Below are 24,241 nucleotides of genomic sequence, written 5' to 3' on the forward strand. Positions count from 1 at the left end.
CACAATGCGTTTCCTGTCGCTCGGTGCATCGAAAGCGCTGGTCCTGGCCGGCGCGCTCGCCGCGGCCTCGTGCGGCCGCGGGAGCGGGAACGCGCCTCCTGGCGAGCACGCGGCCCCCGCTCCCGCGGGGCCGCCAGGGCTCCCTCCGGACGTCGCTGCTGCCGCGGGGTCACCTGGGCTCTCCGCGGACGGCGCGGCGGAGGTGCGCGCCTCGCCGGCGACGGGCGTCGAGGTCCTGGACGAGGAGCTCGTGGATCAGGACGGCCGCCCCGTCCGCCTGCGCGAGCTCGCCAGGGACCGGGTGCTCGCCGTCAATTTCATCTTCACGACCTGCACGACGATCTGCTCGCCGATGACGGCCATCTTCGGCCGGCTCCAGGCCGAGCTCGGCGGCGCGCTGGACCGGGACGTGCGGCTCGTCTCGATCTCGCTGGACCCCGCGATGGACACGCCGGAGCGGCTGAACGCGTACGCCGAGAAGTTCGGCCGGCGGAAGGGCTGGTCGTTCCTGACGGGGCGGCGCGAGCGCGTGAACCGCGTGCTGGATGCGCTCGGGGGGCGCGCTCCGATCAAGGAGCGGCACGCGCCGATCACGCTCATCGGGCGCGAGGCGGAGGGCCGCTGGACGCGGGTCGAGGGCATCGCGCCGCCGGGGCGCCTCGCGGACGAGGTCCGGGCGTTGCTTCCGCCGCGAGGGGCTGCGGCGCGGAGCGCGGGCGGTGGCTAGGCCGGGGGCCCGTTCTGGGAGGGCGCGGCTCGGCCTCCTGGCTGCGGTGCCGGTGGGGATCTGCGCGGTCGCGGCATGGGCGCTCGGCCGCGACGATCGCGCGCCCCGGGCGCACGCGCCTGCGGCGGGCGAGATGGCGTCGTGCGAGGAGCTCTCGCCGGCCGCCCGGCGCGGCAAGCGCATCTACCAGCGCGGCGCGACCGAGGACGGCCGGGCCATCGAGGGCGCGATCGTCGGCGGCGCCGCGGCGCTCTCCGGCCGCGAGGCCGCCTGCGCGGGCTGCCATGGCCCCAGCGGGCAGGGGACGACCGAGGGGGGCGTGACGGCGCCGCCGCTCGCGGCCGAGCTGCGCCTAGGGGCCAGCGGCGAGCGGGGTGGGGGAGCAGGGCAGGGGAGGGGGGCAGGCGAGGGGGCGATGACCGCCGCCGCGCTGGTGACGGCGATCCGCGAGGGGCGAGGGCCCGCGGGGCAGTGGCTGAGCCCGGTGATGCCGCGGTACCACCTGGCAGAGGCGGATCTATCGGATCTTGTTGACTATCTGGGTTGTGTCGGCCGGGATCTGGACCCTGGCGTCACGGCGGGCTCGGTGGCGCTGGGCGCCGCGCTGCCGCTGACCGGGCCGGAGGCGCCGGTGGGGGCGGCCGCGCGCGACGTGCTGATGGCGGCGTTCGCCGAGGTGAACGCGCGGGGCGGCATCTACCGGCGGAGGCTCGAGCTGCGTGTGGAGGACAGCGCCGGGCCGGCGGGCGAGGCCGGGGCGACGGCGCGCCTCCTGGACCGGGGCGTGCTGGCGCTGGTGGGGAGCGCCTTCGACGGGGATCCGGCGCTGCGGGCGCGCCTCTCGGAGGAGCGGGCGCCGCTCGTGGGGCCCTTGTCGCTGACGGGCGCACCCGGGTTGGCCAGCGGGGCGGGCGCACCCGGGTTGGCCGGCGGCGCCCCTGGCCGCGCGCGGGATGTCGCCCGAGGGGGCGCGGCCGGGGCCGACGACGTCGTGTTCCAGGTGCTGCCTGGGCCCGACGTGCTGGCCCGCGTGGCGGTCAAGCACCTCGCCGGCGCTCCTGCGACCGCGGGGGCGCTTGCGCTGATCGTGCACACGCGCGACCGCGCCGGCGAGGCCTGGGCGTCGGGCGCGCGCGAGGAGGCTGCTCACCGCGACCTCCCTGCGCCGCAGGCGCTCTCCTTCGAGCCGGGCCACCTCTCGTCGCGCGACGTGGCCGGCGCGGCGCGGGCGCACGGGGCGCGGGCCGTTCTCTTCTGGGGCCCCGGCGCGGACCTCGCGAGCGCCAGGGCGGCGCTGGACGACGCCGGCTCGGCCGCGCCGATCTACGCCTCGCTGGGCTCGCTCGCCGGGAGCGCCGTGGCGCCGTCCCGCGAGCTCGCCGGCCGCGTGCTGTTCGTGTACCCAGGCTCCCTGAGCGAGCGGGAGCGGGCGTCAGAGCAAGCGCTGCAGGCGTTCCTGCGCCGGGCAGGCGTGGCGCCGGGGCCGCTCGGGATCCAGGCGAGCGCCTACGTCGCGGCGCAGATCGCGATCGAGGCGCTGAAGCGCGCCGGCGCTCATGCGACGCGGGAGGGGCTGATCGCGGCGCTCGAGCGGCTGCGCGACTTCGACGCGGGCCCGGCGCCGCCCGTGACCTTCGCCCGGAACCGCCGGACCGGCATCCTCGGAGCGAGCCTTCTCTGGATGGACCCGACGTCCGACACCACCGTGCGAGCGTCGGAGTGGATCGAGGTGGTCCCGTAGGGCGGGGCCATCCCGACATCGGTCCTCCCTGCCCACGCACCGTGCTCTCGTGACCAGGGCGAGTGCAGCCATCGCGCGCGCGTCCTCGCCCGAGCCGATGAGCTCAGCGACCGAGGGTGATGGGAGCCTCCCCGGGCTGGTTCCCCATGCGGGGTCGCGCTAGGCTCGGCGCCATGGGTGATCCCGCCACGATGCGGAACATGAGCGCCGCGGAGTACCTGGCGTGGGAGCGGGGCCAGCCTGCGAAGCACGAGTACCATCTCGGCGAGGTGTTCGCGATGGCGGGTGGCAGCCCTCGGCATAATTTGCTGTCAGGCGCCATGATCGCGGAGCTTCGAGCGGCCGTTCGCGGCAAGGGGTGCCACGTGCTGACGTCCGATCAGCGGATCTCGGCCGAGCAAGGGCAGCGCTACGTTTATGCGGACTCGGTCGTGGTGTGCGGCCCCATGGACACGGAACCTGGCACGAGCGATGTCCTCACGAACCCGTGCATCCTTGTCGAGGTCCTCTCGCAGAGCACCGAGCCCTACGACCGCGGCAAGAAGTGGGCGGCGTACCAGCGCCTCGCCTCGCTGACCGACTACGTGCTCGTTTCGCAGGCGTCTGCGCGGGTCGAGCACTATCGTCGCGAGGCGGATGGCTCCTGGCGCTACCGGGTGCTGGAGGCCGGCGACACGCTGACGCTGGCGAACGGCGCTACCATCTCGATCGACGCGGTGTACGAAGGCGCGTTCGAGCTCGCCGGCGACTGACGTGGGCGGAGGCCGCGCGCCCGTAGTCGCCACGAGGCCGGCCTATCGGTAGCCACCGTGGCTGTTGCGCGGACCGGAAGATCGATCCCAGAGGATCGATCACGTCAAAATTCAACCGCAAGGGGCGCAAGGGACCAGAGGCGCGATGGTTTCTGTCTTCCCCTTGCGCCCTTGCGGGTTGTCTTCCCTTCTGTTGATTTCTTCGGGAACTCCAACGTGATCGGCGCTCTCGCGGTGCCCTTGTCTCCGCGTCGCGGGGCCGCGCTCCGTCACCGCTGCCGCTCCTCCTCGTCCTCGTCGTCGTCGTCGTCGAACAGCGTGCCTACCTTCAGGACGATCGCATCGAAAGGCTCGGGCCTGACCCGATCCTCCCGCTCGGCTGCCAGCACCAGCAGATATCCCTCTGTCGTCCACCGGTAGACCATGAGCGTCTCCGTCTCGGGGTCGACGATCCAGTAGTGGGGCACCTTGCAGCGCTGGTACGTTCGGAGCTTCTTGAACAGATCGTTGCGGCTGTTCGGCGGCGATAGCACTTCACATACCCAGTCCGGCCGTACCCGGATGGGCACCTCGCGGGGCAGCTCCGGCAAGCGCTCGCGCAGCCACCCCGTCACATCGGGACGGTAGACCTCATGGGTTTCCAGCTCGACCTCGACCTCGGTCGCGAACCATAAGCCTCCGGGCCAGCGGCCGCCGGGCCGCCGGTCATAGGGTCCGCTGATCCGGCTCCCGATCCGGATCTGGGCGCGCCCGTGCGGGCCGCTCGGCATGGCCTTGCGAACGAGCTCGCCACCGATGACCTCGTGGAAACGCTCGCGCTCGGGGATGGCCAACAGATCGTCCGCGGTGGCGAGGCGATGGGCGGAAGCGGCTCCGGACATGCCCGCAGGATAGCGCTGGCGGCTCTCGAGGGCACCACAGGCGTTGGCGACACGTCACTGCGGCCGACCAGAAGGCGAGGGAGCCCGCCCCTGACGAGCTCGCCGGGGAAGCTCGCCGCAGCCCTACGGGAGCCAGCTCGACGCGTGCTCGCGCGCGAACTCCGCGAAGGAGCGCGGCCGAGCGCCGGTCACGTCGAGCACCGCATCGCTCCTCTTCGGCCCCCGACCTTCCTGATGGAAGCGGAGCATCGCCGTGATCCCGTCGACGTGCTCCTGGGATACCGCATACGGCAGCATCGCCGCGCGGAACGCCTCCGCCGAGATCGACGCGAAGGTGACCTTCCGGCCGGTCGCCCCGGAGATCTCGGCGATCATCGACGCGTACGAGAGCGGCTCGGGCCCGCACAGCGTCAGCGCCTGGCCCTCGAAGCGGTCCGATGACAGGCACTCGGCCGCCACGCGGGCGATGTCGCGCGCGTCGATGACGTTCTCCTCGAAGTCCTCGCACGGCAGGCGGAGGACACCCTCCGTCCGGATCGCGTGACCGTGGTAGTTGATGAAGTTCTGCATGAAGCCGCCTGGCCGGAGGAGCGTGTAAGTGATCCCGGAGGCCTCGACCCCGCGCTCGATCGCGCGATGGACGCGCGCATAGAAGAACGCTTCGCTCTCCGCGCTCATGATCGAGAGCTTGACGAGCCGGTGGGCTCCGGCGCGCCGTGCCGCTTCGACCACGCGGAGCTCGGCGGTGACCTGATCGAGCATGTCTCCTGTCGCGAGGAAGACGGTCGTCGCCCCGCGGAGGCTCGCGTCGAGGCCGTCGCCGGTCTCGAGATCGACGCGCGCGACCTCGCCGGCGTGGTGGGCCGGCCTCCTCGAACGATAGACGCCGCGCGCGGGCAGCGCTCTGCGGTGAAGCTCCGCCAGGACCGCGCTCCCTACGACTCCGCTGGAACCGAAGATGATGTGCATGCGCGCAGCCTGGATCGCGCGCCAGGTCAGCGAATAGGAAGCATTTGACCCCTCTCGGCCGGCGGAATGGGGCGCGCGCCCCGTTGCCTGGCGAGGAGCTCGCGCGGCGTCAGGCCCGAGTGCTTCCGGCACTCGAGGATCCAGTGCGACTGGTCGGAGTACCCTGCTTCGTAGGCGAGATCGGCCCCGGCTCGCCCGCTCCGCGCGGCGATGTCGAGCGCTCGCTGGAACCGCTGGACGCGGAGGAAGTCACGCGGCGTCAAGCCGACCTCGCGACGGAACAGCTCGATGAACCTGCGGTGGCTCAGCCCTGAGGCCGCGACCTCCGCGGCGATCGCGCCCTCGGTGGAGCCGCGCGCCGCGCGCCGGACCGTCGCGGTCACGGCGGCGTGCGACGCGCGGCACGCCCGGGCGCGATCGAGGAAATACGCGCTCAGCGTCGCCAGTCGGTCCATGTTCGTCGCCGCGCCGTCGATGCGCTCCACGAGATCGCGCGCGGATGCGCCGAGCAGATCGTCGAGCGGGTGGTGCTGGTCGGTGAGGGCGTCCATCGGGAGGCCGAAGAGCGGCCACGCGCCGCCGGGGTGAAAGTGCGCGCCCACGAGCCGCGCCTGGGGAGCCGTGGGCACGTCGAACGCGGACCGGCGCGGGCCGGAGACGAGGGCGGTGCGGCATGTCCCGTCGCGGCCGGTCGGCTCTGTCCAGGAGAGCCGCTTGCCGCCGAGGGGGATGACGATCTCTAGCGTCCCGGTGGGCAGCACCCGATCGACGAGGTGCTCTGGACGGTAGCTGTCGTAGATCCAGAGGCTGCGGATGAACGGGCGCAGCGGCTCCGGCGGCGGGATTGCGCGGTAGAAGGAGTGGCTGTCGGTCACGGCGGTTCAACCCCGGAGGCGCGCGAGCATGGCCCGGGATCATCGCATGGCCTTCCGGGGCTCGGCGAGCCCGTTCTGCCGCTCCTCGTCGCCCTCGTCGAGCAATGCTTTGTTCGACCTCATTCACGGCTCTCGCGCTTCGCGTACCTGCTGACAGCCTGCTGATAGGCCTCGGCCAGCGACGGCCGCACCGCGTCAAAGGTCGCCTGGCTGGGGTTGAGCACGCACACCCAGGACTGCCTCCCGCAGCAGTGCTAGACACTCCATCAGCGCCCGCTCACTCATAGCCTGCCGCAATGATGTTGTTCTGGAGCGCGTCCTCCGTGGCATCGTTCGGGTAGCCGGCGGCGATCGCGCCCTCGTAGAACGTACCCGCGCTGTCGTTCGCGCCGCCGTCGGGCTTGCAGCAATCACCACCACTGCCGAGCACGATGGCGCCTTGCTTCTTCATCGGGCTATAGCCGTTCGGCAGCGAGCCCTCGTAAAGCTTGGTCAGACCGCCCGACTGAGCGTTGCCGCCCTTCAGCGCGAAGCGCGTGGTCCCGTCGTTCTTCAGGATCGCAGTGACGTACTTGTGCGGAAACGCCTTCTGATTCGGGTTCCAATCGCTGCTGCCGCCCGGAAACAGACCCCACTCCAGGTCGGCCTGCACCCACGGACCGGTGCCGGAGCAGCCGCCAAACCAGCACTGCTTGCTGAAGTTGATGGCGTCCATGGCACCAGCTCTGTCGGCCTTGCGGGTGGTCTCGCTGTTGCCGTAGTCGAAGCAGCACCCGCCGTTGACGTGGGTGCCGCTCGTCACCATATACAGGCCTTCCGGCGCGCTGCCCGTCGGAACGCCGGTGGTATGGCCGTCGCGCCAGTAGCTGTTGCCGGGGTTGATGTAAAGCGAGTAGACCTTGCTCCCGCTGACCTTCAGCGACTCCGTGGTGGCCTTCGCTGGGCTGCTCCTCGGTGAACCGGGCACCACGTCCGAGCCTTGGTACCAGAGGTCATTCCCGTGTCCGGATTGGTCGTAGAGCACCGTGATCACGCACGAGGTCCCGGAGCAGAACGCGTCCTGTGGTGCGGAATCGGCGGGGCCCCCGGCTTTGAGCACGGCGATGTCCTTGGTCGCGTTGTCCGAGGCACGCCGGACTTGATAGAGCTTCCCGGCGTAGGCCCCGAAGAGGGCACGCACCGTGCTATGGGCGGCAACACACGGCGTGCCGCCGCTCGCGTAAAGATCGCACGGCCCGGTCGATGCGTTCGCGTCACCGGAACCGCCAGTGCCACCCGTTCCCCCGCCTGCTGCGCCGCTGCCACCCCCCGTTCCTCCGCTTGCTGCGCCGCCGCCCCCCGTTCCTCCGCTTGCTGCGCCGCCGCCCCCCGTTCCTCCGCTTGCTGCGCCGCCGCCCCCCCCCGTTCCTCCGCTTGCTGTGCGGCCACCACCCCCGCCGTCTCCTCCAGTTGCCCCGCCAGCGTCTCCGGTCTCCGTGGGCTTCTCGGCGCCGGGGTTGTCAGCGGTGCAGCTCAAGCCCTGTGCGGCGAATATGAACGTGAGCATTAGCGTCTTTTTCATCTCTTCTCCTAACGGGCGCTATTGGCGAGTGAATGCAGCTCGCAAACTCCACCGGCGGCGACCGATCTTTACCATGGGCGCAGCTCCGGACGCGCACCAGCGCATGGCCCGAGGAGACCGCAGCCCCTTTCCTCGCAGTGCCGAGAATTCTCGCAAGTTCAACATGATCGATGTTCTTGGGGGGATCGGCAGAAGAGATCTTCCAGGTTCCGTCGCTGCAGAAGGGGCAGCTCGCGCCGACGATCATGCCCACCGCGGCCCACGTGAAAGCCCGGTTCGATTTTCATTTCATAGCGACGCCAGTTTGCCTCGAGCGAACCAGGACAGTTGTCCCAATCGCGTCACTCCGCGATTCGGGTCGCTGATCGAGCCGGGGGGACCCGAGGCGTCGCCTCGATCCGACCCGCACGACAGATCTCTATTACGACTGGGATGCGGTAGCGTCCGGCCCGGCGCCGACCGGACGAGGCTGCGACGCATCATCACGACGCGGCGCGAGCGCAGGATTGCCTGAGCCGACGGCAGAAGACCCAGCTCGAAGTCGAAAGCCAAACGTTTCCGAGACGTCAAGCCTCAACTCACGAGGCTCGGTCCAGCCGAGCCCGACGTGCGACGATGCCGGCTCTCGCTGGAAGCGAACGTGGGCCAAGTCGAACAGCGGCTCGGACCGGCTTCCCGCGAACCGCGAGCAGAAGTCGTGCACGCCATCGGTCGGTGTTATGGAACAGTCGATGTCGATCCAACCTTGCCATCCTCCCGTGGCGCTGGCGGGGCAAAGGTACACGGGTCTTCATGCGCCCCAGGGACCCTGGCGGCACGCCGTCGATCGCCGTCGATCGCCGAAGCAGAAGGATGCCCCTCCAGGCTAATGTGAGCGTTCACATTCCGAATGTCAATTCCAATCGACTGGCCTGCCGCTGTCTCGAGCCTGAATCACCTGCTTCGGGATGGGATACAGGGTCGTGATCGGCCGGCTCTGGACGAGGTGGAGCTCCTCCTCGACCAGGCGCCGCTGGATGTCCTGGGGGTGGCTGAAATGCCCTTCGAACTGCCGGCCGGGCGCTCGATCCGCGTCGGCAGTTCGTTCGCTTCGACGGATCGTCACGCCGCTCGTCGAAGGGCGCCACGATGGCGCGCGACCGCCCTCGCAGGGCTGATGGTTCGAAGGGGAGACGCCAGGCACCGCCGCGAGCGCCCCGCGGCTGCCTCCTGCTTGCCTTCGCCCCTCCCGCTCGGTAGCGTCGGTCCCGGGTAGATTCTCGTGCCGGCCCCGATCGTCGTCGACATCGCGTCGGGCCCTGCCGTGCATGGCGAGCTCCCGGCGCTCCTCGTCGAGGCGTGCTCCCGCGCCGCCGGCGGCGGCGGGTGCGCGCTCGGCGACCCGAAGCGCGCCGGGACCCCGGTCCGGGCGCTCGCCGTCGTCTGGCTGGACGGCCCGGACCACCGCCGCCTGCGGGTCGACGTCGCCTCGGTCGGCGCTCCGGAAGGCACGCTGTCGTCGCGCGAGATCGAGTTCCGCGAGGAGGATCCGCTGCCCGACCGCTACCGCACCGCGGGGCTGCTGGTCGCGGCCCTGGCGTCGGAGCGCGCCGGCGCCCCGGCGCCGCCCGAGCCGACCGGCGCGGCGGCGGCCGGCATCGAGCCGGCGGCCGCCTCGCCGCCGCCGCGCCCGCTGGGCTGGTTCCTCGCCGCCGGCGGGCTCGTCGGCAACGGGCTCGATCGCGGCCCCGCCGGCGCCGCGGGCCCTGCCCGCGCCGGCGCCTGGGTCATGGCCACGGCGCTCGACCGGCGCTCGGGGTTCTTCGGGACCCTCTCGGCGTCCTATGCCGCGGCCCTGCGCGAGCCGGCCCCGGGGCTGTCCGTCCAGTGGCTCGCGCTCGGGGGCGGCGGCGGCATCGCAGCGCCCATCGTGCCGCTCGACGCGCTCGTCCGGGCGAGGATCGAGGCCGCCGCCGACTGGGTGATCGCCTCCCCGGGCGACCCGAAGAAGCCCGAAGAGACAGGGCACGGCTTGACCCTCGGGACGCGCACGGCGATCGACCTCGTATGGCCGGCCGAGGGCAGCGTGGCCGTCCTCGGGAGCGCCGAGGCGTTCGTGCGGGTCCACCAGACCGACCTCCGCGCCCACCCGAAGCCCGACGCGGCGCTGCCGAAGGGCGGCGTCACGGGGATGCTGGGGGTGCAGCTGCGCCTGCGCTGATTCCGCGTGTCAGAAACCCCGCCAGAGAAACCGGTCGATAGCGAGTGGTCGCTGGAAACAGCAGCGATTTTCGTAGTTTCCGCCTGCTTCGCCGCCGAGGGCGGCTCCGGTGTGGCCCAACGCGGCGCCCTCTTCCGCCGCATCGCCCGCGGTTAAGGGCCCGCGGCATCACCGATCGGGGTCGGCGCCTGGCCTGGCGGCGCAGCGCCGAGGGATTCTCCTTCGCTCGCCGCCCTGTTGCCGGGCCCTTCGATGCGCTGCCGCCTGTTTCGGGATCGAGCGCAGACAGTCGCCGAAGCGGGCGCGCGCGTCGAAGCAGGCCCAGCTGGCTGCCGCGGTGCCGGTGGCTGGGGATCGCGCCGGCTTGATCGAGATCCAGTCCGCGCCAGCGGACGCGCGGTTCGAGCTGGAGCTCGGCCGGGGCCGCTGTCTCCGAGTGCCAGCGTCATTCGATGCCGACGGCCTGCGGCGCCTGCTCGACGTTCTGGAGGCCTCATGATCGCGGCTGGCGTTCGCATCTTCGTGTGCACCGAGCCGCTCGACATGCGCCAGGGCATCGATCGCCTGGCACACGCCGTCAAGCTCAAGCTCGGAGAGGATCCGCAGAGCGGCTCCTTGTTCATTTTCGCCAATCGCGGCGCGACTCGGCTGAAGGCGCTCTGGTTCGACGTCAACGGCTACTGCCTACTGTACAAGCGCTTGCACCGCGCAGTGTTCGAGCTGTCTGCGTCGAGCGGCGGCGCGCTCTCCGTACAGATCGATGCGCGTCATCTCGCCAAGCTCTTGCGCGGTAGCGCGCGTGAGTCCACGCGAAAAAGTCGACGCGGGGATAGGGCGTCCAAACACCGTCAGCGAGCGCGCAACCGCCATCGAGGCGACGGAATCGACCTTATCGGATCTGAACGCTAGGGGCTGGATGCGGCCGAAGGCCGCTGGCCGCCTGTTTCCTCGAGTCGCCCGCCGCCCTCGACTGGCGCGAGCACGGCGCCGGCCTGTGCCTCGAGGAGGCGTTCTACCGCTTCTGCGAGTACGTCGGCCTGGGCAACCCGGCGGTGCGGCAGGACGAGTGGCTCACCGCCCAGCTGCGCGCCCTCGCGCTCTGTCCCGAGCCGGCCTTCGTGGTGCCCGCCGAGGTGCGCCGCGCGCCGCGCGGCTGGTTCGCCATTCGCCGGCGACCCGCCGATCCTGTACGCCGCGCTCGCCGGCCGCGCCATCCGCGGCGCGATCACCCCGAACATCGCCGCGGTGCTGCGCGGCGAGAAGGCTCCCGACGACGCGCTGGCCCGCGAGCTGGGCGCGATGGGGCTCCTCTGAGTCAGCGCGCGCGCCGGTAGTGCATCGCCACCGCGCCGCAGCGGAGCGGCTTGGCCGAGACCAGCTCGAGCCGCCGCGTGGCGGGCAGCCCGCTCTGGTACAGGGTCGGGCCGTGGCCGGCGAGCTTGGGGTGGACGAGGAACTTGTACTCGTCGATGAGATCCAGCCGATCCAGCTCGGTCGCGAGCTTGCCGCTGCCGAGGAGCACGCCGGCCGGGGTCGCGTCCTTGAGCTTCTGCACGCCCATGCGCAGATCGCCGGCGATGTGGTGGCTGTTGGTCCACGGGAAGTCCTTGCGCGTGGACGACACCACGTACTTCGGCTTGGTCTCCAGCTTGACCGCCCACTCGCGCATCGCCGGAGGCGCCTCCTCGTCGCCGCGGGCGACCGCCGGCCAGTAGCTCTCCATCATCTCGTAGGTGACGCGGCCCCACAGCATCGCGCCGCTCTCGTCCATGAGGCGGGTGAAGAAGGCGTGCGTCTCGTCGTCGACGATCCCCTCCTGGTGGTCGACGCAGCCGTCCAGGGTGACGTTGATGGTGAAGGTCAGCAGTCCCATGCGGCGAGTCTCCTTCGGAACGAGGCATCGGTCAATGTTCCGGTATTGCAATGCGCACCGCGAGGCTCTCGGCTTTGTCATCTCGCAAGACTCTCGATTCCGTGGTGTCGCAAAGCACAGGCCCAATCTGACGTTCTGGCAAGATGTGCAGCTGCAGGGATTCCTGAGTCCCCCCTACACTAGGTGGGACGTTTTCGGTAGCGGCCCAGGGGACAAGTCGGCTCACCTTCGAGGAGACTTGGGTCTCCTGCGTCGCCAAGGTTGATGTGAGCTTGTCTACCATCAGCGCAACGTCAAACCGGGTGCCTGCGGCTGCAGTGCCAGCGCGTAGGCAAATCAAGCCGGATCGCAGCGCGAGGAAGTGTAGCGCGGCAGAGCGGCGCGTAGGCAAATCAAGCCGGATCGCAGCGCGAGGAAGTGTAGCGCGGCAGAGCGAAAGGGTGGGACCGCGAGCGTCGTGATGGCTCGGTCCTGGGTCGAAAGAGCGTGGTCCGGGCGGCGCCGCGCGCGCTAAGGGGCGCATCGGCGTGCCGTGGGCACACGTGTCCGTCCGGGCGTTGGTCTGGCCCGGGAGGCGCGTCGCGAGACGCTATACGGCGTCACCGAGCGCCTTGCGGCGCACAACGGTGCTTTTCCAGTACGGTGGTCCCCGGTTGGGAGAGCGTGCTGGAACATCGGTCGGCTCGCCGAGCGCGGAGAGGAAGCGGACGATGTCCCGGGGCTCAGTGACCAGCTCAATCAGCCGTGCGCGGCGCGCAGCTGCGCGCGGACGGCCGACGGCGTGGCCCCGGTCGCGCGCCGAAACGCGCGCTGAAACGCCTGCACCGTCGCGAACCCGACCGCGTGGGCGATCTGCTGGTTCGACAGCGTCGTCTCTCGGAGCAGGCGGCGCGCGTGCTCGGTGCGCAGCGTCGCTCGGTACGCCATCGGCGGCGCGCCCGTGGCCTCGAGGAACCGCCGGGCGAGCGTGGCGCGCGAGACGCCCACCGTTCGCGCCAGGGTGTCGACGTCCCACGCGCGCGCCGGGTCGTGCACGAGCTCGGCGATCGCGCGGGCGACGACGGGGTCCTGCGTGGCGCCGAGCGCGGCGAGCTTCGCGGGCTCGCGGTCGGCGAGCAATCGCACGAGCTCGACGAGCACGAGCTCGAGCCAGCGACGGCGAGCCAGGCGCGTCTCGTGCAGCTCGCTCCGCAAGCGCGCCAGCGCGTCGGCGAACGAGGGCCGCGCCTCGATGGCCCGCGCGCCCGCGTGGATCACCGTCGGCAAGGCCTGCAGCAGCGGGGCGAGCGCGTCGTGCTCGAACCGGAACACGCCGCACAGCGCGCGCGCCGTGGTGGCGCCGCGGCCGAGCACCCGCTCGCCATCCTCCTCTCGCGAGACCTCGAGCCACCGGTCGAGGAGCACGGGCTTCGCCCTCGCGTCGCCGTGGTCGAGGCGGTGCCCCACGTTCGGTCGCACCAGCGCCACGTCGCCCTGGTAGAGCGAGACGGTCTGTCGCCCGGCGCGCAGCACGCAGCTCCCCTCGGTCACGTGGTGGAGCACCAGGATCGGACGCGCCGGAAGGTCGAGCGCCCAGGCCCCTCGCCCAGCGGTCTGGCAGACGACCTCGGACGAGAGCTTCGCCAGGAAGAATCGGTTCGAGAGCGGATCATCCTGGTACATGGCGGGAGCCTAGCGATGATCCAGACCGTGCTCAACGTGAGCGTTTGGGATCATCCGTTGCGCGCGCCGGCCATCGCGGTCGCGTCCGCCGAGGGCTACATCCAGCGCATGAACGACGCCACCACCGCCTCTTCTGCTCCGTCCCCTTCGTCGCACCGCCTCGACGGCGCGGGCATCGCCACGCTGCTCACCGGCCTCACGCTGTGCTTCATCGGCGCGCGCTTCCTGGTCGTCCCCGGAACCGCGGCGGCGGCCTTCGGCGTGCCGCTCACCGGCCTCGCCGCGTACGCCGTCGCCAAGGGAGCGCGCGACCTCTCCGTCGGCGTCTTGCTCATCGCCTTCGCGCTCCTCGGCGAGCGGCGCGCCGCGGCGCTCGCGCTGCTCCTCGGCTCCGTGATCCCCGTCATCGACGGAGCCATCGTGCTCGCGTGGCGCGGCGCTCACCCGGGCTACCTCGCGATCCACTGGGGTACCGCCGCGTTCTGTACCGCGCTCGGCGTGCTGCAGCTCCGCCGCCGTGCGTGACCCTGCCAAGTGCTCGATCACGAGGAGTGAGCGCCGCAATGCGGAAATCGTACAACGCAGCACACGTCTACATGATCCTGGGAGTGGTCTCGGGGCTGTTCTACCGGGAGTTCACCAAGATCAATCACTTCACCGGCCAAACCCAACTGGCCCTCATGCACACTCACCTGCTCACGCTGGGCATGCTGGGCTTCCTGATCGTCCTCGCCCTCGACAAGCAGTTCCAGTTGTCCGGTACGAAGCTGTTCACGTGCTTCTTCTGGTTCTACAACGCAGGCATCGCGATCACGGTGAGCATCATGGGCCTCCGCGGCATCGCGACCGTGCTCGACTGGCACCTGCCGGAGGCCGCGCCGTGGATCGCGGGTTTGGGCCACATCCTGCTCACGGTCGGTCTCATCTTGCTGTTCGTCCTGCTCGGCAAGCGCCTCGACAATCGGGCGCGGTGATTGGCGATCTCGACACGCGAAGACGTGGAGCGCGCCGTCTACCACCGCGAAATCGGCACAGGCCGTCGGTTTTCCGATACAACGCAGGAATGCGCATCCAGATCTCCCAGGCGAGCCTGCCGCCCGACCAGCTCGCCGCGATGCTTCGCCAGGCATTTCCCCGCTACAAGGTGACCATGCGCGGCGGCGTCCCGATCGTGGGCGACGGGCTCGCCACCGGCGTGATGCTCAAGCCCGATGGGCCGGGTGCGCTCAAGACCGGCTGGGCATTCCCGAGCGTGGCCGCGCAGATGCTGATTATGCTCATCATCCTCGCGGGGCTCCTGCCCGGGCTCACGCTGTTCCTGATCGTTTATCTGGCGGCGAAGGGCGGTGTCGCGCGGATGGAGCAGGAGATCGCCACCGTGCTCCAGGGCGGGCCTCACCGCAGCTCGCGGCCGGAATGCAGCCCGTCGGAGCGGGCGGTCCGGCGCCGCTGCCGCCGACGCCGTTCACCCTCGTCGGCGCGGGCGCCGCCTTCCTGTTCACGTTCAGCTGGCTCATCAGCATGGCGTTCCTCAATCGGCACATCCACGCGGGAAGCTTCTCCGGCCTGTTCTGGCTGCTCGTGGGAATTGGCGCGGTGATGGTGCATTTCGACGAGCAGCGCGCCCACGAAGCGCACGCTCAAGGCCAGAGCCCCGCGAGCCCCGGCCCCGGCGCGCTGATCGGCGGGATTGGCGCCATCTTTCTGGGCCTCTCCTGGACAATCGGCGTGTTCATGCGTCCGGAGCTCGATCTCTGGCTCCTCGACAGCATCGCCTCCGTCATCGCCTGGCTCGGCGCCGGCATCGTCCTCATCGCATCTCACGCCAAACGCGCCAACAAACTGGTCCTCCCCCCACGGCGTCTCCGGTTCGTCCATCCGACGGCCCAGGTCGTCGCAGGCGCACGACGGTTCGTCGGTAGCGAATGGCAGAGCGCCACGCCAAATGCGAGAGCCAATCAACCACTCACTCACTCCTCACTCAGACGGGAGGTGCCTTGTGCGCACTTTGTCGATGTCGCGTAACTTCGTTGTCTTCTCCCTCTGCGCCCTTCCGAGCCTCGCCTGGGTCGCAGGTTGCTCCAGGGACGATCCGCAGGGCCCCCAGATCGCGGCCGGTCCCACGTTCCACAAGGACGTGGAGCCGCTCCTCCAGAAAAGCTGCATGGGCTGCCACTCCCCGGGCAACATCGCGCCGTTCAGCTTGCTCACGTACGAAGACGCCAAGAGCGTCGCCGCTCTCATCGCCAAGACGACCCGCGCGCGGACGATGCCGCCCTGGGGTGCGCGGAACACGGACGAGTGCACGACGAAGCTCGGGTGGAAGGGCGATATTAGCCTCTCCGACGAAGAGATCGACACCCTGGACGCCTGGAGCAAGGCCGGCGCTCCCGAGGGCGACCCGAGCGACGCGCCGCCCGCGTTCGTGCCGCAGAGCCACGATCTGCCGAACAAGACCCACGTGATCCACCCGAAGGAACCCTACGTGACTTCCGGCGATAAGGACGAGTTCAAATGTTTCGTCATCGATCCCGGGTTCACCGAAGATCAGTATATGAACGGCCTGCAGGTCGTTCCGGGCAACCCGAAGGTCGTCCATCACGTGGTGATGCTCGTCGATCCAACTCGGGTGACCGAGCAGGTCGTCGGTCCCGACGGCACCTTTCCCTGCGGTCCCGGCGACGACGACGACATGCCTGATATGGGTGGCATGCCTGATATGCCAGGCGATATGATGGGAATGCCCGGCGAGATAATCAACGCCTGGGCGCCTGGCTCCGGCGCCTTCGAGTTGCCGGAGGGCGTCGGCTACCGGATCCCCAAGGGGTCGCTCATGATTCTGCAGATCCACTATCACCCCGCCGGCACCACGGCCGATCCGGACATGACGCGCATCCAGCTGCGGCTCAGCAAAGAGAAGCCGAAGTACGGATTCATGTACCAACTCCTCAGCAGCGAAGATCAGCCGATCGACGACTCTGGCACCGGCCTTCTGCCGGGTCCGAACGACACCAACGGCATCGAGTTCCTTATCCCCGCAAACAACAAGCATCACGTAGAGACACAGCAGTTCACCATCCCAGCGGCGGGCTCGCCCGGCTCGGCCAGCTTTCCGGTCTTCCCGGGCATGCGCATTTACGGCGAGTGGCTGCACATGCATTATCTGGGCTTCGACCAGAAGGTCACCATCATCCGGCCGAACGCCCCTTCCGGCCAGCCCCAGGAAGAGTGCCTGGTGCACGCGCCCGAGTGGGATTTCTCCTGGCAGCGCACCTACGCGTACGACTCACCCATCGAGTCGCTCCCGACGATCGAGGCGGGAGACATCTTGAAGATCCGGTGCACCTACGACAACTCGACAGACAACCCGTATGTGATTCGCGCGCTTCAGGAAGCCCACCTGAGTTCGCCCATCGACGTGAGTTACGGCGAAGGCGGGACCTTCGACGAGATGTGCTCCACCGGGGTGTCGATAATTTACCCGATGCCTTGACGGCGCGCGCTGCGCGCTCGACTCCAGTCACCGGCGCTGGCCTGAGCCCCGGTGGCCCCTCCAGCGCCATTGTCTCACCCCGCCCTTGCCTCGCCGCCTTGCCGCTTGCGATACGCGGCGGGCGCCGATGGCGGGAGAAGGAAGTCCAAACGTTTCGGAGGCGTCAAGCCTCACCTTTGGGACGCGCGTAGGCAAATCAAGCCGGATCGCAGCGCGAGGAAGTGTAGCGCAGCAACCCGAAAGGGTGGGGCCGCGAGCGTCGTGATGGCTCGGTCCTGGGCCGAAAGAGCGTGGTCCGGGCGGCGCCGAGCGCGCTACGGGGCGCATCGGCGTGCCGTGGGCACACGTGTCCGTCCGGGCGTTGGTCTGGCCCGGGAGGCGCGTCGCGAGACGCTATGCGGCGTCACCGGGCGCCTTGCGGCGCAGAACGGTGCTCTTCCAGTACGGCGGCCCTCGGTTGGGAGAGCCTGCTGGAACATCGGTCGGCTCGCCGAGCGCGGAGAGGAAGCGGACGATGTTCCGGGGCTCAGTGACCATGGCGACGAGCTTCATCCGCCCCTTGCAAGTTGGGCACTCGAGGACATCGATCGCAGATGTGCGGCGCAAGAGCTCGGCGCGGTTTGTCGACCGCCCGATAGCCGCCACGCTTGCGTTTCGGAGCGGCGTCATCGTCCGCCTTCGTAGACTCTTCTGGCTTCGCAGGGCGCGGTCCGATGCGCTTGCGCCATGGACTCGCCCGCGCGAGCACGCCCGCGTACTTGACGGTGTGAAAGCGCGGCGGCGGAACGCTGGCCGCGAGGCGGCACAAGAGCGAGAGCGGATCGATGTCCACCGCGACAGTCCCGTCAGCGAAGGCGCGCTTGAGCGACAGCGCACCAGGCCGTCCTGCTGCGGCTCGACGCGCTCCTTTGCGATCGGGGGTCGCAGCACGTAACGCAGCAGCGCCTCCCTCGCCGCGGCATGGTGCGCACCGGCGCGCGTCGCTGCGTGCAAGGTGAAGCCATCGAGCGCAGCGCACAGCGGCTTGTCGTACGCGAGCGCGCTCGGAGAAGACGGCGACAGCCCGCGGAGCCATTGCGGGCCGGCGGGCGGCTCTCGTCCTGAGACGGCGGAGGCACAGAGCGCTGCCTCGGGCTCGACGTCGTGCTCGATCTCGAGATGCCCGTGCCGCCGGAGGTAACGGAGCATCCGCCCGACGGCGTGCTCTAGGACCTGACGGACCTCGCGCGTTCGCAGGTGACCGAGTTCGTTCCACACGAGCTCGGTGCCGTCTTCGTGATAAGCCCCGTCGAGGAAGACCACGTGCAGAGCAACGGGAGCAGCGTGCTCGGTACCACGACGTCGAACATCAAGTGGTACCTGGTCCCGCCGGAGTGGCAGGACACGAACAACTCGGACACGGACCCCTACGACATCGGCTTCGTCGTGATGTGGGACGATCTCAACGGCGGCACGTTCGACGGGCAGAGTCATTTCATCCCCAAGCTGCTGGACGCGACGGCGCTCGGTAGCGTGAACGTGTTCAATCGCGGCTACCCGGCCTGCGACAACTTCGTCCAGAATGGCGTGAGCCGGATGACGAGCCCTGCCAGGGCCTCTCGAACCAGTCGTGCACGGTCACGCCCGGGGTCGACACCTGCGCGCCGGCGCACGTGTACGGGGACACCAACTCCTGCAGCATCGGCAACTACAGCGGCATTGACGCCGACGGGTGGAATCGTAACTACCAGCACTCCTGCGACGCGTCGGCCGGGCAGAGCGGCTCGGTGCTCTACGCGCTGCACGACGGCGAGTGGTCGATCAGCGCGGTGCACTTCGGGTCGCTCTGCGGGAAGACCGCCACCGACACGCCCTGCACCTCCTCGGACGCCCGCCCGCTGCGGGCGACGCGGATCGCGCCGACGTACCTCGGTTATTACGACTGGCTGATGGCCACGAAGGACTGAGCCCAGCCGCCCCTTCTCCCACCCCTGGCCCCGGCGCCCGGGTTGGGCCATCCTTGGGCCGAGGAGGGGCAGCGTGGCAGAGAGATCTTGGAATGACGAAGCAGCGACGGCGCGGCGGGGGCTCGCGGCAGCGTTGATCGCGCTGGCATCTGCCGCCTGCGGCGCCTCTCCGGCCCCGGAGCGCCCCGGGCAGGCGCCTTCCAGCGCCGCGCCGGCCCCGGCGCGCCCCGGGCAGGCGCCCTCCAGCGCCGCTCCGGCCACGCCGCCCCCGCCGCCTGCTGCCCCTGCGGCGTGGCGGCAAGAGAGCTCCCTCGGCGTGCAGATCTCGGTCCCGGCCCACTGGGCCGTCAACGATTACGGCTGCGGCATGAGCGACAGGCCCACGGCCGTCCGGGGACAGGGGGCGCAGCGCCAGTGCCTCACGCCGGAGAAGCCGACGAAAGAGGTCGCCGAGATAGGGCTCGACGCGCCGGGCGCCGTGGGGGCCGACCCCGCGTTCGCGCGCCGCGAGGTGTCGCTCGGCGGCGTGAGCGCCGAGCGCATCGAGGGGCGGGGCACGGACGGCCGCTACTTCGGCTGGCTGAGGATCCCCTCGCGCAAGATCCTCATCTCCGTCCGGACCCATGACCCCGAGGTCACCCGCCGGATCCTCGACAGCGCGCAGCTCGCCACCGTCGACCACAACGGCTGCCCCGACAGGCGCCCGCCGTCGAGGCGCCCCGAGGCGACGCACCCGAGCGCGCCGTCGGCGCTATCGCCCGCCAGCCCGACCTCGATCGCCGTCTGCTATTACGGCGAGCACGGCGACGCCCTCCAGTCCTCCGCGCGCCTCACCGGGGCGGAGGCCGCCGCGCTGGCCGCCGTGCTGAACCAGGCGCCCGCCGGCCCGAACCCCGACGCCGACCCGAAGATGTGCCTGCACCCGCCCGCTCCGCCTCCCGCCGACGCGCTGCTGATCGTGGAGGACGCCGCCGGCCGGGGCACGATTTACGTATCGTTCTCGGGCTGCGTGGGGCGCGGCCTCGACAACGGCGCGAGGCGAGCCCAGGTGGGCGCCTCGCTCATCAAGATGGTCATGGATCCTTTGCACACCGGCTACGCCTTCCACGGCGACCTGAACGGGAGATGATCTGGAATGGACCGTGACATCAATCACCTGCATCACGTAGGCCACGTGGTGAGCGACATGGAGGAGGGGCTCGAGCTTTACCGGCGCCTCGGCTTTCACCTGTCGCCGCCCGCCTACCCCGCGCTGTCGCCCGCGGAGGGCGAGCCTCCCCGGCCGTTCGGCGCGGCGAACACCCACGCCAACTTCCCGCGCAGCTTCGTCGAGCTGATGACCTGCGTCAGGGACGACGGCTCCACCCGGATCCCCGCCGGCGCGAAGCTCATCCCCCTCCAGGCTCCCCCCGAGCACTTGCCGCGGATCATGCAGGCCATCCGCGCCACGGTCGCCCGGATCGCCGCGTGCCTCGCGCGCTTCCAGGGCCTGCACATCCTCGTGCTCGGCACGCCCGACGCCGCGGCCGTCGCCGGCCGGCTCAGCGCGGAGGGCGTCCGTCACGGGGGCGTCAACACCGTGCAGCGGCCGGTGGAGACCGCGGAGGGGCTCCGGATGGCGCCGGTCCGCCTGCTCGAGCTCGACAGCGGCGATCCGGAGGAGGCCGGGTCAGGCAACGTCCCCGAGGGGAGGATCGCGATGGTGGAGGACGTGCAGGCGGAGCTGCTGCAGGCGCAGCTGCACATGGATCATCCGAACGGCGCGGTGGACCTCGTCGACGCCGTGCTCTGCGTGGCCGAGGCTACGCTGCCCGAGGTCGAGCACCGCTACGAGAAGTACACCGGCCGCCCCGCCCGCGCCGACGGACCGGCGCGCGTCTTCGATCTGGAAGGCTCCCGGATCACCCTCGTCGCCAGCGCCGATCTGGAGGCGATCCTGCCGGGCGAGCGCGCCCCCGCGCTCCCGGCCTTCGTCGCCTACGCGGTCGCGGTGCGGGACGTCGGCGCCGCGCGGAAGCTGCTGGAGGAGAACGGCTTCCCGCTGAGGGTATCGGCCTCCGGGGACATCTTCGTTCCGGCCAGCGCGGCGCTCGGCGCCGCCGTCATCTTCCGGCAGGCGGGCTGAGCGCGCCGGGGGCGCGCGATGGCCCCCGGGCCCTCGCGTCGAGCGCCCCATCACCGGGCGCCGGCTCCACCACCCGCCGGCCCTCCAGCGCCTGAGATGAGCTGGCCGAGCCGCTCCATGCTGATCGGCTTGACCATGTAGGCGTCGAACACGCCGGGATCCTCCGCGTCGGCGGCCGGCGGGCCGTAGCCGCTCACCGCGATGAGCCGCGGCGCGTAGCGCGTAGGTAAAAGAAGCCGGAGAGCGCGGCGACGTCGATCGTGAGCAAGCCCCCCGTGAACGAGGCGAACAGCTGCACGAAGAGCGCCGAGAGCGACAGGAGCACCCACGCGAGCAGCCACCCCGGCTGCACGTCGCCGTCGAGCGCGCCCGCGCCGATCAGCCACCAGGCGAAGACGCCGAGCGCGATCTGCAAAGCGGCGGCCGCGGCGCGTAGGTAAAAGAAGCCGGATCGCAGCGCGAAGAAGCGTAGCGCAGCAAACCGAAAGGGTGGGACCGCGAGCGTCGTGATGGCTCGGTCCTGGGTCGAAAGAGCGTGGTCCGGGCGGCGCCGAGCGCGCTACGGGGCGCATCGGCGTGCCGTGGGCACACGTGTCCGTCCGGGCGTTGGTCTGGCCCGGGAGGCGCGTCGCGAGACGCTATGCGGCGTCACCGTGCGCCTTGCGGCGCAGAACGGTGCTCTTCCAGTACGGCGGCCCTCGGTTGGGAGAGCGTGCTGGGACGTCGGTCGGCTCGCCGAGCGCGGAGAGGAAGCGGGTGATGTTCCTTGGCTCGATCACCAGGGCGACGAGCTTCATCCGCCCCTTGCAAGCTGGGCACTCGAGGACATCGATCGCAAATGTGCGGCGCAAGAGCTTGGCGCGGTTTGTCGACCGCCCGATAGCCGCCACGCTTGCGTTTCGGAGCGGCGTCATCGTCCGCCTTCGTAGGCTCTTCTGGCTTCGCAGGGCGCGGTCCGATGCGCTTGCGCGCCAACGTGGGCGACTTGCCGAGGCGAGCACGCCAGCGTACTTGCGGTGTGAAAGCGCGGCGGCGGGACGCTGGCCGCGAGGCGGCACAGGAGCGAGAGCGGATCCATGTCCACCGCGACAGTCCCGTCAGCGAAGGCGCGCTTGAGCGAGAGCCGCACCAGGCCGTCCTGCTGCGGCTCGACGCGCTCCTTTGCGATCGGGGGTCGCAGCACGTAACGCAGCAGCGCCTCCCTCGCCGCGGCATGGTGCGCACCGGCGCGCGTCTCGGGCGGCGCCGGGAACGACGTGCTGGTGGGCGACGGTGGGGACGACTTGCTCAACGGCGACGCGGGCAGCGACACCTTCATGGAGAGCGGGGTGGATGATGCCTACGACTCCGGGAGCATCCAGCGCGGGGCGGGAGGCGACACGCTGAACGGCGGCACGCCGACGACGGGTACGCTGGATCGCGCCGACTATGGACAGCGCAGCGCCGATTTGACGATCACCCTCTGCACCGACCCTACCAAGCCGAAGGGGGGCTCGACCGCGCACTCGCAGTGCACGGACGCCGACGGCGCGAGCGAATCAGACAGCGTGGTGAACGTGCAGCATTTGCTCGGCGGCTCCGGTGACGACACCTTGAGTGGTCACGCGGGCGACGAGACCATCGAGGGTGGGGGCGGTAATGACATCATCTCCGGCGGCGCCGGCAACGACCGATTGTTCGGCGACGGCGGGGACGACCAGCTCTTCGGCGATGGCGGAGACGACTACCTCGACGGCGTCGCGGGGACGGACACGCTCGATGGCGACCGACTCACCAACGGCGCCGACGGCGACGTGTGCCTCGTAGAGGCCGCCGACTCCGCCGCCAACTGCGAGCTTTGACGGCGTCGCCCGGCGACCGCCTCCCCATCGTCGTTGCGCCCGACGCAGTCCTCGACTCGAAATCAGAATTGCGTGATGAATTTCCACGCCTCGGGGGCGTTCCAGCTCGTCGATTGCCCGGGGTCCTTCGGCTCCCAGCCGTGCGGGCCGTCGAACACGCAGTACTTGGTGGGGTGACCTGCGGAGCAGCCCTTGTACTCGGTACACGTGTGGGGCTGGCCAGCTGCCGGGAAGGTGGTCGCCGACGGCTCCTCCATGCAGCCGTTGACCTTCGCGAATTCGGCTTGTTTGACGCGACCGCTGGTCGGCAGGGGGGGGCCGCTGCTGTCACCGCTGGCTTGCGACGCGTAGTAGGCGATCGGCTTGGTCAACGTCGCCGTGCAGGAGCCCGTGAGATCTGCCCCCGAAAAGAAGGCGACGCCTCGGAACACGTCCGCGCGGGTGCAGGCGAGAGCCAACGACATCGCTCCCCCGAAGCTGAAGCCGGTGGCGAAGATCCGAGTTTTGTCGATGCAGAGATCTCCCTCGAGCTCCTCCAGGATCGCGTCCGTCAGCTCCACGTCCGACTTGCTCCAGGAACCGGCGCCGTTCGCGGCGTCCGGCGCGACGAAGATGGTGGTAGCTCCAGTGTCGAGCGTCGCCATCGTGAAGTAGTTCCGGTTCGCCACCGACATGGCGGAGGAGCCGGACTCCGCGAAGGCGAACACGAGCCGATACGGCTTGTCCTTGTCGTAATCGCTCGGCACGCGAAGGATGTACTTGCGAGAGGCGCCGCCGAACGAGATGTCGATCGTGCCGTTTTGCAGAGTCTTCGCTTTGCCGCAGCCAGCGCTCTTGACCGCGTCCGTCCCGGTCGCGCCGCCTGCGCTGCCGCCGCTGCCGCCGGCTTGACCGCCACCACCGCTCGCCCCCCCCATGCCCGCGCCACTCGCGCTGCCGCCCGCGCCGCCGGAATCGGAGCCACCCGACGCGGCGCCGGCGCCGCCTGCGGCCGCTCCGCCCGCGCCCGCGGAGCCGGGCTGGCCACCGCCCGCGGTGCTGCCCGCGCTCGCGGCGTTACCACCGGCGCCCGCCTGCGCTTGGCCGCCCGCGCCTGCGACCCCCGGTTCTTCCGACGGAGGGGTGCTGCTCGACGAACAAGCAACACCCGAGAGTGAGAACAGGGCGAGGACCAGGGAGGAGCAACGGGCGCTTGTCATCGGTAACTCCGCGCGCGCGAAGGGCGCGACTGGGACTCGACCCTAGCTCATGGCCTCCCGACCAGCAATGGATTGAGGCGCGCCGATTCAGTTGTGAAGCAACAGCTTAAAATAGGCGCGTCACCATACCGGCCGCGACCGTATCGTTCGGCGCGTAGGTAAAAGAAGCCGGGCGCGTAGGTAAAAGAAGCCGGGCGCGTAGGTAAAAGAAGCCGGGCGCGTAGGTAAAAGAAGCCGGGCGCGTAGGTAAGAGGCGGCGCGTAGGTAAAAGAAGCCGGAGCGCGTAGGTAAAAGAAGCCGGAGCGCAGCGCGAAGAAGTGTAACGCAGCAGCGCGTAGGTAAAAGAAGCCGGATCGCAGCGCGAAGAAGCGTAGCGCAGCAAACCGAAAGGGTGGG

27 protein-coding genes and 2 pseudogenes are annotated in these 24,241 nt (G+C 70.1%); 14 read left to right on the plus strand and 15 right to left on the minus strand.

Annotation, left to right across the window (positions count from 1 at the left end; all coding sequences use genetic code 11):
• Positions 1-4: 4 nt before the first annotated feature.
• The 3 genes from WME73_RS11775 (at position 5) to WME73_RS11785 (ending at position 3,220) form a co-directional block, all read left to right on the plus strand.
• Positions 5-727, plus strand: coding sequence for an SCO family protein (locus WME73_RS11775; protein WP_437915741.1), 723 nt, complete (start codon positions 5-7; stop codon positions 725-727).
• 46 nt (positions 728-773) lie between these two features.
• Positions 774-2,468, plus strand: coding sequence for a cytochrome c/ABC transporter substrate-binding protein (locus tag WME73_RS11780; protein WP_437915742.1), 1,695 nt, complete (start codon positions 774-776; stop codon positions 2,466-2,468).
• Between the two features lie 173 nt (positions 2,469-2,641).
• Positions 2,642-3,220 carry a Uma2 family endonuclease gene (locus tag WME73_RS11785; protein WP_437915743.1) on the plus strand — a complete coding sequence of 193 codons (579 nt, stop codon included), beginning with the start codon at positions 2,642-2,644 and terminating at the stop codon, positions 3,218-3,220.
• Positions 3,221-3,489: 269 nt separating this feature from the next.
• Here the strand turns inward: WME73_RS11785 and WME73_RS11790 are convergent, their stop codons facing one another.
• The 6 genes and pseudogenes from WME73_RS11790 to WME73_RS11815 form a co-directional block, all read right to left on the minus strand.
• The gene (locus WME73_RS11790) at positions 3,490-4,101 is read right to left on the minus strand and encodes a Uma2 family endonuclease (protein WP_437915744.1); all 612 of its coding nucleotides are present in this window, start codon (positions 4,099-4,101) and stop codon (positions 3,490-3,492) included.
• Positions 4,102-4,224: 123 nt separating this feature from the next.
• Positions 4,225-5,070, minus strand: a complete 846-nt coding sequence (locus tag WME73_RS11795; protein ID WP_437915745.1) for an NmrA family NAD(P)-binding protein — start codon at positions 5,068-5,070, stop codon at positions 4,225-4,227.
• 26 nt (positions 5,071-5,096) lie between these two features.
• Positions 5,097-5,945, minus strand: coding sequence for an AraC family transcriptional regulator (locus tag WME73_RS11800; RefSeq protein WP_437915746.1), 849 nt, complete (start codon positions 5,943-5,945; stop codon positions 5,097-5,099).
• Positions 5,946-6,064: 119 nt separating this feature from the next.
• A pseudogene (locus WME73_RS11805) lies at positions 6,065-6,178 on the minus strand (DUF6194 family protein); the annotation flags it as partial.
• Positions 6,179-6,222: 44 nt separating this feature from the next.
• A pseudogene (locus WME73_RS11810) lies at positions 6,223-7,185 on the minus strand (arabinofuranosidase catalytic domain-containing protein); the annotation flags it as partial.
• 1,213 nt (positions 7,186-8,398) lie between these two features.
• The gene (locus tag WME73_RS11815; RefSeq protein ID WP_437748165.1) at positions 8,399-8,611 is read right to left on the minus strand and encodes a hypothetical protein; all 213 of its coding nucleotides are present in this window, start codon (positions 8,609-8,611) and stop codon (positions 8,399-8,401) included.
• Between the two features lie 156 nt (positions 8,612-8,767).
• Here WME73_RS11815 and WME73_RS11820 point away from each other — a divergent pair, with 156 nt between their 5' ends.
• Positions 8,768-9,706 (plus strand): hypothetical protein, encoded by a 939-nt coding sequence (locus tag WME73_RS11820; protein ID WP_437915747.1) that lies wholly within the window; start codon positions 8,768-8,770, stop codon positions 9,704-9,706.
• Between the two features lie 495 nt (positions 9,707-10,201).
• Positions 10,202-10,615, plus strand: coding sequence for an IS66 family insertion sequence element accessory protein TnpB (gene tnpB / locus WME73_RS11825; protein WP_437915748.1), 414 nt, complete (start codon positions 10,202-10,204; stop codon positions 10,613-10,615).
• Here the strand turns inward: tnpB and WME73_RS11830 are convergent.
• The 3 genes from WME73_RS11830 to WME73_RS11840 form a co-directional block, all read right to left on the minus strand.
• Positions 10,612-10,944, minus strand: coding sequence for a hypothetical protein (locus WME73_RS11830; protein ID WP_437915749.1), 333 nt, complete (start codon positions 10,942-10,944; stop codon positions 10,612-10,614). The two genes, tnpB and WME73_RS11830, sit on opposite strands and share 4 nt — an antisense overlap.
• Positions 10,945-11,021: 77 nt before the next feature.
• Positions 11,022-11,579, minus strand: a complete 558-nt coding sequence (locus WME73_RS11835; protein WP_437915750.1) for a dihydrofolate reductase family protein — start codon at positions 11,577-11,579, stop codon at positions 11,022-11,024.
• Positions 11,580-12,317: 738 nt separating this feature from the next.
• A complete protein-coding gene (locus tag WME73_RS11840; protein WP_437915751.1) occupies positions 12,318-13,241 on the minus strand; it encodes a cupin domain-containing protein in 924 nt (307 codons plus the stop codon).
• Positions 13,242-13,256: 15 nt separating this feature from the next.
• Here WME73_RS11840 and WME73_RS11845 point away from each other — a divergent pair, with 15 nt between their 5' ends.
• The 5 genes from WME73_RS11845 (at position 13,257) to WME73_RS11865 (ending at position 16,734) form a co-directional block, all read left to right on the plus strand.
• On the plus strand, positions 13,257-13,766 hold the full coding sequence (locus WME73_RS11845; protein ID WP_437915752.1) for a DUF4267 domain-containing protein: 510 nt from the start codon (positions 13,257-13,259) through the stop codon (positions 13,764-13,766).
• Positions 13,767-13,804: 38 nt separating this feature from the next.
• A complete protein-coding gene (locus tag WME73_RS11850; protein ID WP_437915753.1) occupies positions 13,805-14,215 on the plus strand; it encodes a DUF2871 domain-containing protein in 411 nt (136 codons plus the stop codon).
• An 89-nt stretch (positions 14,216-14,304) separates the two neighbouring features.
• Positions 14,305-14,841: a hypothetical protein gene (locus WME73_RS11855; protein ID WP_437915754.1), complete on the plus strand. Its 537-nt coding sequence runs from the start codon at positions 14,305-14,307 to the stop codon at positions 14,839-14,841.
• Positions 14,838-15,266, plus strand: a complete 429-nt coding sequence (locus WME73_RS11860) for a hypothetical protein (RefSeq protein ID WP_437915755.1) — start codon at positions 14,838-14,840, stop codon at positions 15,264-15,266. Before WME73_RS11855 ends, WME73_RS11860 begins: the two co-directional genes overlap by 4 nt.
• Positions 15,241-16,734, plus strand: a complete 1,494-nt coding sequence (locus WME73_RS11865; protein WP_437915756.1) for a hypothetical protein — start codon at positions 15,241-15,243, stop codon at positions 16,732-16,734. Before WME73_RS11860 ends, WME73_RS11865 begins: the two co-directional genes overlap by 26 nt.
• 393 nt (positions 16,735-17,127) lie before the next feature.
• On the opposite strand, the gene WME73_RS11870 is transcribed toward WME73_RS11865, so the two are convergent.
• Positions 17,128-18,036, minus strand: a complete 909-nt coding sequence (locus WME73_RS11870) for a hypothetical protein (RefSeq protein WP_437915757.1) — start codon at positions 18,034-18,036, stop codon at positions 17,128-17,130.
• 350 nt (positions 18,037-18,386) lie between these two features.
• Between WME73_RS11870 and WME73_RS11875 the strand changes: the two genes are divergently transcribed.
• From WME73_RS11875 to WME73_RS11885, 3 genes are all read left to right on the plus strand, one after another.
• Positions 18,387-18,680 carry a hypothetical protein gene (locus tag WME73_RS11875; protein ID WP_437915758.1) on the plus strand — a complete coding sequence of 98 codons (294 nt, stop codon included), beginning with the start codon at positions 18,387-18,389 and terminating at the stop codon, positions 18,678-18,680.
• Between the two features lie 73 nt (positions 18,681-18,753).
• The gene (locus WME73_RS11880; protein ID WP_437915759.1) at positions 18,754-19,809 is read left to right on the plus strand and encodes a hypothetical protein; all 1,056 of its coding nucleotides are present in this window, start codon (positions 18,754-18,756) and stop codon (positions 19,807-19,809) included.
• Between the two features lie 6 nt (positions 19,810-19,815).
• Positions 19,816-20,805 carry a VOC family protein gene (locus WME73_RS11885; RefSeq protein ID WP_437915760.1) on the plus strand — a complete coding sequence of 330 codons (990 nt, stop codon included), beginning with the start codon at positions 19,816-19,818 and terminating at the stop codon, positions 20,803-20,805.
• Positions 20,806-20,855: 50 nt separating this feature from the next.
• Here WME73_RS11885 and WME73_RS11890 read toward each other — a convergent pair whose 3' ends face one another.
• From WME73_RS11890 to WME73_RS11905, 4 genes are all read right to left on the minus strand, one after another.
• Positions 20,856-21,002 carry a hypothetical protein gene (locus tag WME73_RS11890; protein ID WP_437915761.1) on the minus strand — a complete coding sequence of 49 codons (147 nt, stop codon included), beginning with the start codon at positions 21,000-21,002 and terminating at the stop codon, positions 20,856-20,858.
• Positions 20,999-21,220, minus strand: coding sequence for a hypothetical protein (locus tag WME73_RS11895; RefSeq protein ID WP_437915762.1), 222 nt, complete (start codon positions 21,218-21,220; stop codon positions 20,999-21,001). Before WME73_RS11895 ends, WME73_RS11890 begins: the two co-directional genes overlap by 4 nt.
• A gap of 223 nt (positions 21,221-21,443) precedes the next feature.
• Positions 21,444-21,602, minus strand: a complete 159-nt coding sequence (locus WME73_RS11900; RefSeq protein ID WP_437915763.1) for a hypothetical protein — start codon at positions 21,600-21,602, stop codon at positions 21,444-21,446.
• A gap of 113 nt (positions 21,603-21,715) precedes the next feature.
• Positions 21,716-22,123 carry a transposase gene (locus tag WME73_RS11905; protein ID WP_437915764.1) on the minus strand — a complete coding sequence of 136 codons (408 nt, stop codon included), beginning with the start codon at positions 22,121-22,123 and terminating at the stop codon, positions 21,716-21,718.
• On the opposite strand from WME73_RS11905, the gene WME73_RS11910 reads away from it, so the two are divergent.
• Positions 22,068-22,646, plus strand: coding sequence for a calcium-binding protein (locus WME73_RS11910; protein WP_437915765.1), 579 nt, complete (start codon positions 22,068-22,070; stop codon positions 22,644-22,646). The genes WME73_RS11905 and WME73_RS11910 overlap by 56 nt on opposite strands.
• 62 nt (positions 22,647-22,708) lie before the next feature.
• Here WME73_RS11910 and WME73_RS11915 read toward each other — a convergent pair whose 3' ends face one another.
• The gene (locus WME73_RS11915; RefSeq protein ID WP_437915766.1) at positions 22,709-23,845 is read right to left on the minus strand and encodes an alpha/beta hydrolase family esterase; all 1,137 of its coding nucleotides are present in this window, start codon (positions 23,843-23,845) and stop codon (positions 22,709-22,711) included.
• Positions 23,846-24,241 lie beyond the last annotated feature (396 nt).

Source organism: Sorangium sp. So ce302 (assembly GCF_051530145.1).
Taxonomy (GTDB): domain Bacteria; phylum Myxococcota_A; class Polyangia; order Polyangiales; family Polyangiaceae; genus Sorangium; species Sorangium cellulosum_B.